This is a genomic window from Priestia sp. TRN 1309, assembly GCF_050846875.1.
Classification (GTDB): domain Bacteria; phylum Bacillota; class Bacilli; order Bacillales; family Bacillaceae_H; genus Priestia; species Priestia zanthoxyli.
Genome location: NZ_JBOZGM010000002.1, coordinates 42,828 through 55,074, shown reverse-complemented (window position 1 = coordinate 55,074; position 12,247 = coordinate 42,828). Strand labels below are relative to the sequence as shown.

Genomic DNA, 12,247 nt, shown 5'->3' with positions numbered 1-12,247 from the left:
AAAGTTCTATCTTATTTTACACCATTTCCTTTCTCAACCTGAACTTCTAAGCTTTTACCTATTTTTTAAACTCGTCTATACAAAAATGACAAGCTGGTCATATACTGTGGTACACTGAATTCTTTTACTAGATGAGAGGTTGAATAAGGATGTCTGTTTATATTAAATCTATTTCTATTGGCACAATTTCTGGCGGGATCGTTATTTTTGGAAACGCAGGAAATATATCGCCTCCAAGCGGCTCTACATCCGGCTCCGGTTCTAGTTCCCAAATGCCGATGCCCCCTTCTCCGAGAAATGGCCCGAGAGATAACACTACTTTTAATGGCTAATAAAAAAACAGTGAGATATTTCTCACTGTTTTTAGACTTGAATACTTGTCATCATCGCAATATAAAAAGCAAACACAAACAAACCCGCACTTAATACGCTGAGCCATACTGTCTTTTTGTAAAAACAAACAAGTAAATACACAAAAAACAGCAGTGCAACAAATAAGAATAGGATTCCTACAATCGTTACGTGAAACGTTAGAGGCAGCGTCACTTGTTTCCCATAGATAAAAGGAAGAATCGATGAATCCATTGCCATATGACTTATATTAGTTGGCGGCGATTGCGTTACCATGATAGCTGTAAATAAAAAAATGATAAGCAAAATAATGCTTTCTGCTCGAATCCACATCACGGGCTTATATTCTGGATGTTTTATCGCTTTTTTCATAAGAAAGCCATTGATGACGGCAAATGCAAGCAGCGGAATAATCGTAATATGCTTTAACAAAAGAGATTGCCCGTAATCTGTAGCCCATGAATTTACATAGTTGGACAGCCCCATGATAATAACCATCGAAATGAACCCACTTAATGAAAGAAGCACAAAACAAGCGATCGCAAAAGGAGTAAACCAGCTTAAGAAAATTTTCCAATTGGAAGTTTCTTTTGAAAAAGCGGCAACAATTAGAACCACTCCTCCCCACAGTCCAACTGCTAAAATATGAAGGGAATGAGACAACATGCCGCTAAGCACAGAAGCGGATGCTGCGTGACTTGCGTAGGCGATTCCTCCCACCAAGGCTACAGTCAGTAAGGTATACATATGTGGGTGGCTCTCTATTGAAACAGCAATCATACATAAAATAGCAATCAGTACAACAAAGATCCAGGCGTGTCCCGTTCTTGTTTCCAATAATACAAGACGAACTGTTTCACCTAACCCTCTTATTTTTGAAAAAGATAAAATAATCTCAAGCGAATTTCCAACCGAAAAAATAGCGACAGCCGCTGCACTTGCAAGTAGCCATCGCTTTGATAATAAAATTGTTGGCTTTTTTGTAAGGGGCACATATTGCAGTACGGCAAATCCTAATAATAAGGAAAGAGCTACGTATGTGAACCACTCAAAAACAGGCAACAAAACACTCATCTTTTTAAGCCTTTTTCTTTCTGAAGATTAAGAGTAATGCTCCAACCACCACTACAATAGCAATAATCATGATAACAAAAAACGATGAAGAATCATTGTTATCTGTTTTTTCATCATTTGCTGCTGCACTTTTTTGGTGCTGTTCGGATTGCGTGGCGCCCTGCTTTTTTTCACTATCTTTTCCGGCTGCTTGAGTATTCTCTTCTTTTGCTTCATCTTTCACATCTACTTTAAAAGCAATCGAATCTTTTATTACATGCCCATCTTCCCCTACAATTTCCCAGTTTACTGCGTAAGATCCGTTTTCAAGAGGCTGATCAACAGAAGCTATTAAATCATGACCCTCTACTTTTTGCGACGCAAGTGAAATATTTTGTCCATCTTTTGTAACGGTCATTGTACTGATTTTCTCGATGGGTGTTTCAAAGGTTAATTTAATTTCTTTTAGAGGAGCTGTAACAGTTGCACCATTTTCCGGTACGGTTGTTTGCACATGTGTATGAGCAAAACTAACTGTCGGGACAGCTAAAAAGCATGCTAAAAGTAAACCTATTATTTTTTTCATATTTATGACTCCCTATCTCTTTTTTCTTTTTTCATTCATCATATCCAAAAATGTTTTTATGTAGACGTTTCTGAACAGGATCTATTTTCCTAGTAAGTGTACTCCTTTTTCACTCAATCTCACAAGAACTATCACCAATTCGTTATAAAATGTTCACAAATCATAGGAAATGTGCGCTGTAACTTTTTTGAATATTCTTTCAGTCCACCTTTGAATATAGTAAAATAGTTAAATAAGATGGCTGACTTTTTTCTAGCTTAAAATTCCACACAGAAAGGATAGAAACAATGAAAAAGTATACGTGCCCTTGCTGTGGTTATCAATCGTTAGACAGTGATGGTGACTATGATATTTGTGAGATATGTTTTTGGGAAGACGATCCGTATCAAAAGCTGAATGCCAATGAACTAGGAGCCAACTCTATTTCTTTAATAGAAGCTCAGCAAAATTTTATAGTTTATGGAGCGTGTAATAAAGAAAGCTTACAGCACGTGAGAAAGCCTTCTGTTCAAGATGTAAAAGATTTTAACTGGAAACCTATTATAAGTCACGAGTAGCAAAACTAGTTTATAAAAAAAGAATGCTTGTGAAAGCATTCTTTTTTTAAATCAGTAAGAAGTGGAAACAAATGTAGAAAGCACATTTGTAAACTTATAAAAAGTTTGAGTTTTAGACGAAGCTCTTCCTTTTGAAGTGAATGAATGAAACATAGCACTTCGCAGCGGTTGGCTAATCTCTAATTGAATACTTTTGCCGGTACGATTTTTATTTGCAATATTTTTAGAGTTAATGCCTGCAATCTCATCGTGCCCTTTTGTGATCAGTTCCGCCGGAAATCCATTTTGATTTAATAATTGCGTTAATTTTTTTGCACGTTCCCGATCAGTTCCCCCTACAAAAATATATTTTTTATTCCCAGAATACCCGTGAAGAGATAAAACATTATCATACTTGCTTACCATCTTACGCGCTGTAGGCTCATCAAAATGAGTGCTTGTGATGTGCAGATCTCGCGAGCCTTTCGATTTTAACGATTCGAATAGGTAAAGAGCATTTTGTTTGCTAAGCTCTTTGGCAATTTCGCTTGTCCCGCCTTCAATTCCTCCACCGTGTGGAGCAAAGATAAGGACAGGGCTTTTCGCTTCTTTAGTCGTCACTTTATAGCTAGCTGAAGACTCGTGCTGTGAGAGCTGCTTGAAATTTTGATATTTATCAGTTGATGCACTAGATGTGTCTTGAAAAGGTGAAATGAATAAAACGAATAGACAGATAAATAAGGTAGAGAAACTTACTAAACGATAGCTTTTCAATTTGTATTCCCGCTTTCTATTATGTAATAAGACCTAAAACATTAGAATCCTAAAAAATCCAAAAATAATATTTTAGTAGTCTTATTTACTTATCGTTTAAAAATACAATTTATTTAATAGTTCTTAATACCTATTTATACTATTTAAAAAAACTTCAGCGCATATCCACTGAAGTTTTTTACTTTTTTGTTTTTATTTATTTAAAGCAAGCGCCAAACTAATTTTATCCAGCCAAAGAAGGCGATCCATAAAGGTATGCTCAAAGATGTTCCCCACGCTAAACCAATTAAGAAGTTTCCTCTTTCAATCATACAAACCACTCCTTATGAACATTGTAGGTGAACAAGTACAATTCTATACCTTTACTATAACAGAAAGCGCTTTCATTTAACAGTCACTTACACGTTTTTAGTGCTATATTCATACAGAAAACCGAATTTCAAATAGATAAAGGGCGATATATAAGAAAATGAATAATTACAAGGTGTAAAAGTATAATAATCTACTAAAAAAAAAGAAACCTTCTTTGAAGGCTTCTTTTCTAGGTGTTTTTTATTGTTCGCCGCTGCGCTGCAAGCGATTCTCAATAAATAGGCGCTCAACAAATTTATTTAGCTGGGCTTGATACAAACGGCGCTCATCTAGCGTTTTTGCGTCTTGTATTTGCTGTTTAAAGCGTTTGATTTGCTGTCTTTGTTCAACCGTTACATGATGAGAAAGAAGCATAGGTCCCCCTCCATTTCACTAACGTTTGAATTAAGTAAACCAAGGTTTACCAAAACAAACAACAAACCTGTTAGCTTCTCTTACATAAATTTTTTACTCAGCTTCTTTAGCTCCAACTAATGCTAAACCTGGGCCGTACGGCGTTGTATGGACATCTAACATTAATTCATTTGTATAAGGCACAATAGAAGCTTCCATTGCTACTTGTACTCCGTCGACTTCATACATTTCATCATTTTCAAAAGGCTCTTCAAAAGCTAACCCAATGTTAGGGATTTCACAGCTAATTCCTTTGAAATACAAGCGAATTCCTGTTATCTCCTGCTCTTCAAGTATATTGTTAATTAATTGTTTTGCTTCTGGTGTAATATGCATGACTACCCCTTCTTCCTTTCAATACTCTTGCTCTATCCTATCATATCTTTAGAGTTTTTAAAGAGAATAACTGCAATTTAAAAGCGTTCTGATTATCATTTAATAATAATTATAAATAAGTATTGATTTTAATTTGATATTTGATATAATATAAACATAAGATAACAACAACTCATTAGGAGGCTATTAACTATGAATTTAGAAAACGTATTGAACCAACAAATTGCCGATTTTAACGTATTATATACAAAGCTACATCGCTTTCACTGGTATGTAAAAGGGCCTCAATTTTTTACGCTTCATGAAAAATTTGAAGAATTCTATAATGAGACGGCGGACTATATAGATGAATATGCAGAACGATTACTAGCCATTGGAGGAAGCCCAATTGCTACGATGAAGCAATTTTTACAAGCAGCTACTCTTTCTGAAGATGGGAATGAGCAAACGAGTGAAGAAATGGTAGAAACCTTAATTAATGACTATACGCTACTTGTTAAAAACCTGAAAAATGCAGTTGAAAAAGCTGAAGCAGCACATGATCACGTAACAGCTGACTTATTCATTGGAACAATTGGCAACATTGAAAAACATATTTGGATGCTAAAAGCTGCTTTACCTGTAAAAACATCCGTACATGCATAAAAAGAGCCCAATCGGCTCTTTTTTTACGTTTGTTGATTTCCTTTTTTTTGTTTTTGCAGCCACATAAAAAAAGACATATCATCGTAAATGTCATCTTCTAGCACAGCCTTATAGACATGATCACTCGTATAGTAGCGATTATATCCGCTTTGCTGCTTGAAAAATAAAATACATTCCCGCTTCTTTTCAGTGAGAAGTGATTTTAATAATACTTGTTTCTCAACTTTGCCCTTCACGATATTTTCTGGAAGCACGGAAATATCAAGCTTCCACTCTTCACCCTTCTGAATCATATACACACTCCACTGATACTTACCTTTTTCATTAGCAAATATCATCTTATAAGGTTGAAAACGCTTTGTAAGCTGATACCCCATGTGAAAAATAGATTCTTCATCCATTTCATCATTTCCTACGTAAAAATTAATGATGCGATTTGTCATGACATTTAACTCAAAACTCTCCCCTGAGAGCGGGCAACCGTACTCTCTTAACAAATTAAATAAACGGTTGGATACCACCAGTTGATTTGCTTCATGTTTTAATTCACTTGAGTATGACAGCAGCTCATTCATGTTTTTTGATTCCCCTATCTATAGATCGTGAATTGTTATTGATATTCGCTTTTTTTTTATAAAACCCTTTCACTTTTACCCTTTAATTAACTAACTAGAGGTAAATTAAGTTATGTAGAGCAACATTTTATGAATAAATCAAGTTTGAGTATAAAACTTGAAGAAGTTTAAAGACTATAGTCGATACCGATTTTAAGGAGGACTTAGTATGAATAATCACGAACTTCCTACAAACATGCAAACTGGAGCTGTCCCCCCTCAATTGAACCATGGAGGGCATGAGCTATTTGACGTTCATGAAACACTTGCCGGCTCGATCAATGTAATGGATCAGTTTATGATGTTTAGGCAATACGTAAAAGAACAAGAGCTGCTTGATATTATTGATCGGCAATATCAGTTTATTTTAAATGAATATAATTTAATCGTAGAAGCTTTTTCTACTGGCCAAAAGCCGGCCGGTTCTACACATGTATATAACATGAAGCAGTCTCATACCTTTGTTTATGGCTTAAAGCCTTCGCAGCCTAAAAAGCCGAATCAGTCCGTTGAGGAAATTAATGAAAAAGGAATTTCAGGTCATATGCTGGGTCTAGTCAAGTCTCAAGCATCTCTTTTAACTATGACAGCTTTAGAAATAACTAATCCTGTTGTTCGCCGAATATTCGGAGACAGTGTTCCTAATTGGATTGAAATGGCTTATGAAATTTCTCTTTATCAAAACAAACATCATTATTATCAAGTGCCGCAGCTTGCAAAAGAAGATATGCAGCAAATGATCACAAGTTTCGCAAAAGCTACTGCCTCTCCTCAGATGCCTAATAACCATAAGCTGCATTAATTACAAAGAGGCTGGGGCAAACGTATTTTAATTAAAGGAAGATCCGAACGATTCATCGTTCGGATCTTTTCATTAGTATGGTGAATATAGGTTATGTTTAGAGTTGATTCTAGCTGTTGATTGGAGGGAAAGGCGAAGACTCCTGCGGGAAGTGAAGTCATGCACGGAAATCAACAGCGGTGGAACAAGCGATCCATACTCGACCATTTATCCAATTTGTTCCCCTTTAGATTCGATTGATATAGTTGTGTCTCAATCTCTTTTGCGTATATATTTCAGAAAATGACAAAAAACTATGCATTTTGAATTATTTTCTGAATATTTGTAGTATTTTGATTAATTATGTATTATAATACAGTTAACTAATAGAAAGGAGTGAGAGATGCATCATATATACTCGGATTACAGTTAAAGGAGGTGTCATAACACGCTCGCAATACGTTTGCTAAAAGTCAGTTGAACTGTAGAACCGATATGTGATAGACCATGATGGTAAAGTTAAGATTAATTCCCCTAAATGAACATGTAACATAATAAACTGCTTCTTTTTCTTTTTAAAGATAGAAGCAGTTTTTTTATGTGCGTTTTTCTTTTCCCGATTTAATACATGTTTTCTCCACTTTGGCTAACACTTAAGATATACATTTACGTACAAGGTGGTGACTTTGATGATCGCCGTAAAATTACTATTAGTCGCAGTTTTGATTGCATTAACTGCTTTTTTTGTAGCGACAGAATTCGCTATTGTAAAAGTAAGGAGTTCAAAAATCAACCAGCTTCTAGAAGAAGGAAACAAAAAAGCTGTATCTGCCAAACACGTTATTACGCATCTAGATGAATATCTATCCGCTTGTCAGCTTGGTATCACCATCACGGCTCTCGGGCTTGGTTGGCTCGGTGAACCGACGCTAGATCGGTTGCTGCATCCTCTTTTTACTACCTTCCATACGAATGAGCCGCTTGCTGGTATTTTATCTTTTGTCATTGCATTTGTTGTTATTACCTTTTTACATGTTGTCTTAGGAGAATTAGCTCCTAAAACGTTTGCTATTCAAATGGCTGAACAAATTACGCTGAACTTTGCAAAACCGATTATCGTGTTTTACAAACTTATGTATCCGTTCATTAAAATATTAAACGGCTCAGCTCGTATGTTGACCAAGATGTTTGGTATAACGATGATTTCGGAAAATGAAGCTGCTCATAGTGAAGAAGAACTTCGCATTTTGTTATCTGAAAGCTTTGAAGGCGGTGAAATTAATCAGTCCGAATATCGATATATGAGCAAAATTTTTGATTTTGATGACCGTTTAGCTAAAGAAGTAATGGTCCCACGAACGGAAATTGTAAGTGCTTCTAAAGATGACGTGGTAGAGGTTTTTTTGCAAATTGCAAATGTCGAAAAATATACCCGCTATCCAATTGTTGAAGATGGAGATAAAGATAAGATAATTGGTCTCGTTAATATTAAAGAAATTTATAACGACATTGTATTTAACGAAAAAGACGGAACTAATACGTTAGAATCATATGTCAAGCCTATTTTTAAAGTAATTGAAACCGTACCTATTCATGACTTGCTCGTAAAGATGCAAAAAGAACGCATTCAAATGGCTATTCTTTTTGATGAGTATGGTGGAACGGCGGGGCTTGTCACAGTAGAAGACATTATTGAAGAAATTGTGGGAGAAATTCGAGATGAGTTTGATACGGACGAAATTCCTTATGTACAAAAAATCAAAGACGATCATTATATTCTTGACGGAAAAATGCTCATTAGCCAAGTAAATGATTTACTCGGCACGGATATTAGCGACGAAGAAGTAGATACCATTGCCGGGTGGGTGTTAACCGAAAAGTTTGATGTGACCAAAAATGATATCATTCAGCATGAGCAATTTTACTTTAAAGTGTTGATTATAGAAGATTTTCACATTAAGTATATAGAAGTAAAAAAAAGAAAGAAGAAAGAAGAAAGAAAAAAAGGATGATCATCATTAATCATCCTTTTTAGTTATTCAAAACTCCTTTTACCAATCGTCTCCTCCATCAAAAAAATCTCCATCCAACAGATCCTCCCCGGCTTCTTCAATATCTTCTCCAATTTCACCAAGAGCCGAGTCTTCAAACATATCATCCATCAAATTCTCAATGAGCAGCCCGCCTAACATACCTGCTGCAAAGCCTCCCATTGCTCCTCCTAACCCGCTCATACGTGGATGATGTGAATGCTGATCATAGTGAGAAGGCTTATAATATTCATAGTCTCGAGGATTTTCCATCATCTCTTCCATCGCTTCTTCCAGCAAACGAGCGATAGTGGATGGATGGCTTAGTTCATCATTTGTAAAAAAGAGTTCGTTTTTTATTTCCCTCTCCCGGCCGAAAGAAGGCAAATCTAGCTCCAATAGCATTCGGATACCTTCTCGTTCAATGGCTACCTCAAACTCAACTTCATTTACATATCCCTTTAAGAAGTCTGTAGGAAAAAATGCAAATTCTTGTTTGTATCCGTTAAATTTTCCTGAATGATGTTTTTCTCTAAACCCAAGTGTTTCAAAGCCCTCTACTAGCTGATATAAGCTTTTTGGAGCTTTAATGCGCACAGGGTCCCGGTCTGTTGAGTCAACTCCCCCTTCAATATCTAAGTGTGTCTTAAAGAAATAGCTAACGTTGCTCGCAGAGATTGGAAGATCCAAAGGTAAATGATATGTAAATGGAATTTCCTTTTTCTCACCTTCATTAATTGTAAATGCAGAAGCTGCGCGCAGGCTTTCCACACGATGTGTATGCATTTGACCGCTTTTCATTTGAACTTCAAGCCAAAATTCAACATCAATTAAATTAATATGTTGCTGAACGTTTCCGCCTTGGATGACAATAGCTCCTTCAATGACATGACCGAGCGTATAGGCTGTTTCATTTAATCGTAAATCTACTTTGGCAGCTCCAACTCCCATTTTAGCAAACATTTTTTTAAACATTTTTTTCCTCCTCCAAAATGCTCTTACTATATATACGAAGTATACCGTTTATAAGTTTCAACTTACAAAAAAAGAACTCAATTTCTTGAGTTCTTTCTGTTGCTTTAAAGCTCCTGTATTAAAAAACCCAGCCCCAGCAGCAGTTACGTCTTTTGCAGCAATGACGTTTTTTACAACCGCCGTGATGTCCGCCGTGATGACAGCCACTGTGGTTACCATCGTGATGCCCTCCATCGTGGTTACCCCCATGGTTGCCGCCATGATTGCCATCGTGGCCTCCGCCGTGATTGCCACCATGATTGCCGCCATGGCCTCCACCGTGGTTACCGCCGTGACCCCCGCCATGATGACATTTTTTATGACCTGAACGATGATCATCATCATGTTTAGGACAGTGATCGTTATGCTTATAATCGTTATGACAGCATTTTCCTTCGTGGCTACTTCTTGGATCATAACCAGAAGTTTTGTAATAATACTGATTAGAACACCAGCAACACTTCTTTTTGTTGTTGTAACTCACATAAACCATCCTTATCTATAAATAAGATTTACATAGGTACTTTTATACCTATATATAAATAGATTATGTAAACTAGTACAAGGAAGTGCATTGCTGTGGGCCATGACCTAAGCCTGTTTTTAGGAGTATGTACGGGGAAGATAAGACAAGAAAAAAAGCCATCTCTAGATGGCTTTTTTATATTTGATTTTTCACTTTACTTGCGCTTTCTGCATAAAACTCTAAAATTTCTCTTCTTCTCACAATTCCAATAAATACGCCTTGGTCATCCGTTACAGGAACAAAATTTTGGTCAATTGCCTTTGAAAGGATGTTTTGAACTTCATCATATATAGCAACTGGGTTATAATCTTGATAGCGATCAATCTCTGTTAATTTAATATTTTCCGTATCTTGAAAGCGATAGTCTCCTAGGCTTTTTAACTTCCAAAGAAGATCTCCTTCAGTAAGAACGCCCACATATTTACCATCATCGTCAACCAGTGGAACTGTAGAATAGCGATGATACTCCATTTTTTCAAGAGCCTGTCTTAATGTGGATTGAATATTTAATGTTACAACATCACTTTTTGGTACTAAGAAAAATGCAATATTCATTTTTTAATCTCCTTTTCCTTACCCGCTCATCTTACAATTTCTATTTATTTGTTCAGTTTTCGGCTTATTTTAATGTTTTAATCATACAAAATGCAGCTCGCAGTTATCTTACATTTACAACTATAAGCTGTCAATCCTAAGCTATGTAATTTCGGCTTCATATTTCTTTATTACAGTACCCGTTTTCTAAATAATCAAATCCTAATTTTTAGAAAAAACCGTCTAGTTAAAATGATTGCTCCTGCAGCTGCTGCTGCTGCTTTATACTAATAAGGGCCGGAAGAGCTACTTTCAGCTCTTCTTCTCTGCGATAAGAACGCAACTGAACCTCATTATATGCTCTGTTTATACTTTTTGACTCATGAAAAAGTCCCACATGATTCGGCTAGCATTGGGGCCTTTAGGATCCGTATAGCTGCCCGCTGAATTCCCTCCTGACCATGCATGCCCCATTCCATTGATAATATATTTATCAATAGCCAATTCTCCCTTACTGCTTTCGTAGCGATACGTTGTATAATCCCGTCCAAAGAGGATTTTTTCTTCTCTCGTTTTAACCGGGCTATTCTGAATCCATCCATCTATTTTTCCGTTATAAGCAAGATTATTCGTTGTAATCCACTGGTGAACCACTTGATCTGCATTGGCTACATTTACCGTCGAATCGGCGTTACCATGAAATACAATGAGCGGCAGTGGCTTTGCCCGTTTTCCCATTTGCTGATAAGCAATTCTTCCTTGTTTAACGGGGGAAGGACCTTTACTGGCCATGACGGAATACGCATTAAATACGTTAAGAGCCGCCTGATATTCGATACCTGCTGACACACCTATGCCAGCAAACAGTTCTGGATACGTTACCCCCATGACGATGCTCATGGCTCCTCCTGCTGACAGACCGGCAACAAACACTTTATTTTTCTGAATAAAGTGCATGTTTTGGACTTTTTTTACAATCCCTGCAATAATCGCTGGCTCGCCAAATCCTCTAATTTGATGAAGCGGTTCAAACCAGTTCCAGCATTTATTCATATTTGAGTTAGAAGACTGCTGTGGATATACGACAATAAATTCCTTTTCGTCGGCGAGCTCATTCATTTGCGTGCCTATCGCAAAATCATCTGCATTTTGTGTACATCCATGCAGCATAACCATTAGTGGGTAAGATTTCAAAATATGATAGGATTTAGGTAAATAAACCTTGAATTTTTTTCCTTTATGAGTATATGTTTTAAATGATTCAGATGACGCTTCTTGTTGTTCACTTGAAGACACGAGCGTTGACGTATTTATAACATTAGGTAGTGAACCCAACATGGTACCCCTCCTCTTTTTGTCAACGTTTTCATTTTTCTTCCCAATTACGTCCTGTATTACAATACTACATATTATTTCGTTTTTTTGCACGTTCTACATACTCTAAGAGTACAACTTGTTTTGGTTTTAAGCCGTTTTTTATATTCTTTGAAATTGGGATTTTTTTGCTATATATATACTTTATTACTATATATGAAAATTGTCACTATAATCATGAAAAAAGGACAAACATGCCGTTTGCCCTTTTATTTGGACCTTGATGTTTACATACCTTTTGCCGAATTAAGCATCTATACTTTTATTATATGATGCTCCCTATCATTTATATGAATTTATTGCTCTGCATGTTTAAATCTGTAGCCTT

At 36.3% G+C, this 12,247-nt stretch carries 14 protein-coding genes; 4 read left to right on the top strand and 10 right to left on the bottom strand.

What is annotated here, in order from left to right:
• Positions 1–363: 363 nt before the first annotated feature.
• Together ACRPLQ_RS07605 and ACRPLQ_RS07600 are read right to left on the bottom strand one after the other, a co-directional pair.
• A complete protein-coding gene (locus tag ACRPLQ_RS07605; protein WP_432235858.1) occupies positions 364–1,425 on the bottom strand; it encodes a copper resistance D family protein in 1,062 nt (353 codons plus the stop codon).
• Between the two features lie 4 nt (positions 1,426–1,429).
• On the bottom strand, positions 1,430–1,990 hold the full coding sequence (locus tag ACRPLQ_RS07600; RefSeq protein ID WP_432235857.1) for a copper resistance CopC family protein: 561 nt from the start codon (positions 1,988–1,990) through the stop codon (positions 1,430–1,432).
• Positions 1,991–2,277: 287 nt separating this feature from the next.
• Here ACRPLQ_RS07600 and ACRPLQ_RS07595 point away from each other — a divergent pair, with 287 nt between their 5' ends.
• Complete coding sequence (locus ACRPLQ_RS07595) at positions 2,278–2,547, top strand: CPCC family cysteine-rich protein (protein WP_033579458.1); 270 nt, start codon at positions 2,278–2,280, stop codon at positions 2,545–2,547.
• 51 nt (positions 2,548–2,598) lie between these two features.
• On the opposite strand, the gene ACRPLQ_RS07590 is transcribed toward ACRPLQ_RS07595, so the two are convergent.
• The 3 genes from ACRPLQ_RS07590 to ACRPLQ_RS07580 all read right to left on the bottom strand — a co-directional run bounded on the left by ACRPLQ_RS07590 (position 2,599) and on the right by ACRPLQ_RS07580 (position 4,401).
• Complete coding sequence (locus ACRPLQ_RS07590; protein ID WP_432235856.1) at positions 2,599–3,300, bottom strand: poly-gamma-glutamate hydrolase family protein; 702 nt, start codon at positions 3,298–3,300, stop codon at positions 2,599–2,601.
• Positions 3,301–3,852: 552 nt separating this feature from the next.
• Positions 3,853–4,026: a hypothetical protein gene (locus ACRPLQ_RS07585; RefSeq protein WP_013057683.1), complete on the bottom strand. Its 174-nt coding sequence runs from the start codon at positions 4,024–4,026 to the stop codon at positions 3,853–3,855.
• A gap of 93 nt (positions 4,027–4,119) precedes the next feature.
• On the bottom strand, positions 4,120–4,401 hold the full coding sequence (locus ACRPLQ_RS07580; protein ID WP_013057684.1) for a hypothetical protein: 282 nt from the start codon (positions 4,399–4,401) through the stop codon (positions 4,120–4,122).
• Between the two features lie 192 nt (positions 4,402–4,593).
• Between ACRPLQ_RS07580 and ACRPLQ_RS07575 the strand changes: the two genes are divergently transcribed.
• On the top strand, positions 4,594–5,046 hold the full coding sequence (locus tag ACRPLQ_RS07575) for a Dps family protein (RefSeq protein ID WP_028412796.1): 453 nt from the start codon (positions 4,594–4,596) through the stop codon (positions 5,044–5,046).
• 23 nt (positions 5,047–5,069) lie between these two features.
• Here the strand turns inward: ACRPLQ_RS07575 and ACRPLQ_RS07570 are convergent, their stop codons facing one another.
• Positions 5,070–5,621, bottom strand: a complete 552-nt coding sequence (locus tag ACRPLQ_RS07570; protein ID WP_033579460.1) for a hypothetical protein — start codon at positions 5,619–5,621, stop codon at positions 5,070–5,072.
• Positions 5,622–5,829: 208 nt separating this feature from the next.
• Here ACRPLQ_RS07570 and ACRPLQ_RS07565 point away from each other — a divergent pair, with 208 nt between their 5' ends.
• Positions 5,830–6,462, top strand: coding sequence for a spore coat protein (locus ACRPLQ_RS07565; protein WP_028412794.1), 633 nt, complete (start codon positions 5,830–5,832; stop codon positions 6,460–6,462).
• Positions 6,463–7,130: 668 nt separating this feature from the next.
• A complete protein-coding gene (locus ACRPLQ_RS07560) occupies positions 7,131–8,453 on the top strand; it encodes a hemolysin family protein (RefSeq protein ID WP_367078005.1) in 1,323 nt (440 codons plus the stop codon).
• A 39-nt stretch (positions 8,454–8,492) separates the two neighbouring features.
• Here the strand turns inward: ACRPLQ_RS07560 and ACRPLQ_RS07555 are convergent, their stop codons facing one another.
• The 4 genes from ACRPLQ_RS07555 to ACRPLQ_RS07540 form a co-directional block, all read right to left on the bottom strand.
• Entirely contained in the window at positions 8,493–9,446 is a 954-nt protein-coding gene (locus ACRPLQ_RS07555; RefSeq protein WP_165635375.1) for a sporulation protein, read from the bottom strand.
• A gap of 57 nt (positions 9,447–9,503) precedes the next feature.
• Positions 9,504–9,830 (bottom strand): hypothetical protein, encoded by a 327-nt coding sequence (locus tag ACRPLQ_RS07550; RefSeq protein WP_432235855.1) that lies wholly within the window; start codon positions 9,828–9,830, stop codon positions 9,504–9,506.
• Positions 9,831–10,146: 316 nt separating this feature from the next.
• Positions 10,147–10,566: a CBS domain-containing protein gene (locus tag ACRPLQ_RS07545; protein WP_013057690.1), complete on the bottom strand. Its 420-nt coding sequence runs from the start codon at positions 10,564–10,566 to the stop codon at positions 10,147–10,149.
• Between the two features lie 345 nt (positions 10,567–10,911).
• The gene (locus ACRPLQ_RS07540; RefSeq protein ID WP_033580627.1) at positions 10,912–11,883 is read right to left on the bottom strand and encodes an extracellular catalytic domain type 1 short-chain-length polyhydroxyalkanoate depolymerase; all 972 of its coding nucleotides are present in this window, start codon (positions 11,881–11,883) and stop codon (positions 10,912–10,914) included.
• Between the last annotated feature and the right edge of the window lie 364 nt (positions 11,884–12,247).

Excerpts from the sequence above, each read along its gene's own strand:
- ACRPLQ_RS07550 (WP_432235855.1), bottom strand. The coding sequence starts at position 9,830 with ATGATGATGATCATCGTTCAGGTCATAAAAAATGTCATCATGGCGGGG.
- ACRPLQ_RS07585 (WP_013057683.1), bottom strand. The coding sequence starts at position 4,026 with ATGCTTCTTTCTCATCATGTAACGGTTGAACAAAGACAGCAAATCAAA.
- ACRPLQ_RS07580 (WP_013057684.1), bottom strand. The coding sequence starts at position 4,401 with ATGCATATTACACCAGAAGCAAAACAATTAATTAACAATATACTTGAA.
- ACRPLQ_RS07570 (WP_033579460.1), bottom strand. The coding sequence starts at position 5,621 with ATGAATGAGCTGCTGTCATACTCAAGTGAATTAAAACATGAAGCAAAT.
- ACRPLQ_RS07595 (WP_033579458.1), top strand. The coding sequence starts at position 2,278 with ATGAAAAAGTATACGTGCCCTTGCTGTGGTTATCAATCGTTAGACAGT.
- ACRPLQ_RS07575 (WP_028412796.1), top strand. The coding sequence starts at position 4,594 with ATGAATTTAGAAAACGTATTGAACCAACAAATTGCCGATTTTAACGTA.
- ACRPLQ_RS07560 (WP_367078005.1), top strand. The coding sequence starts at position 7,131 with ATGATCGCCGTAAAATTACTATTAGTCGCAGTTTTGATTGCATTAACT.
- ACRPLQ_RS07555 (WP_165635375.1), bottom strand. The coding sequence starts at position 9,446 with ATGTTTAAAAAAATGTTTGCTAAAATGGGAGTTGGAGCTGCCAAAGTA.
- ACRPLQ_RS07540 (WP_033580627.1), bottom strand. The coding sequence starts at position 11,883 with ATGTTGGGTTCACTACCTAATGTTATAAATACGTCAACGCTCGTGTCT.
- ACRPLQ_RS07605 (WP_432235858.1), bottom strand. The coding sequence starts at position 1,425 with ATGAGTGTTTTGTTGCCTGTTTTTGAGTGGTTCACATACGTAGCTCTT.
- ACRPLQ_RS07600 (WP_432235857.1), bottom strand. The coding sequence starts at position 1,990 with ATGAAAAAAATAATAGGTTTACTTTTAGCATGCTTTTTAGCTGTCCCG.
- ACRPLQ_RS07545 (WP_013057690.1), bottom strand. The coding sequence starts at position 10,566 with ATGAATATTGCATTTTTCTTAGTACCAAAAAGTGATGTTGTAACATTA.
- ACRPLQ_RS07565 (WP_028412794.1), top strand. The coding sequence starts at position 5,830 with ATGAATAATCACGAACTTCCTACAAACATGCAAACTGGAGCTGTCCCC.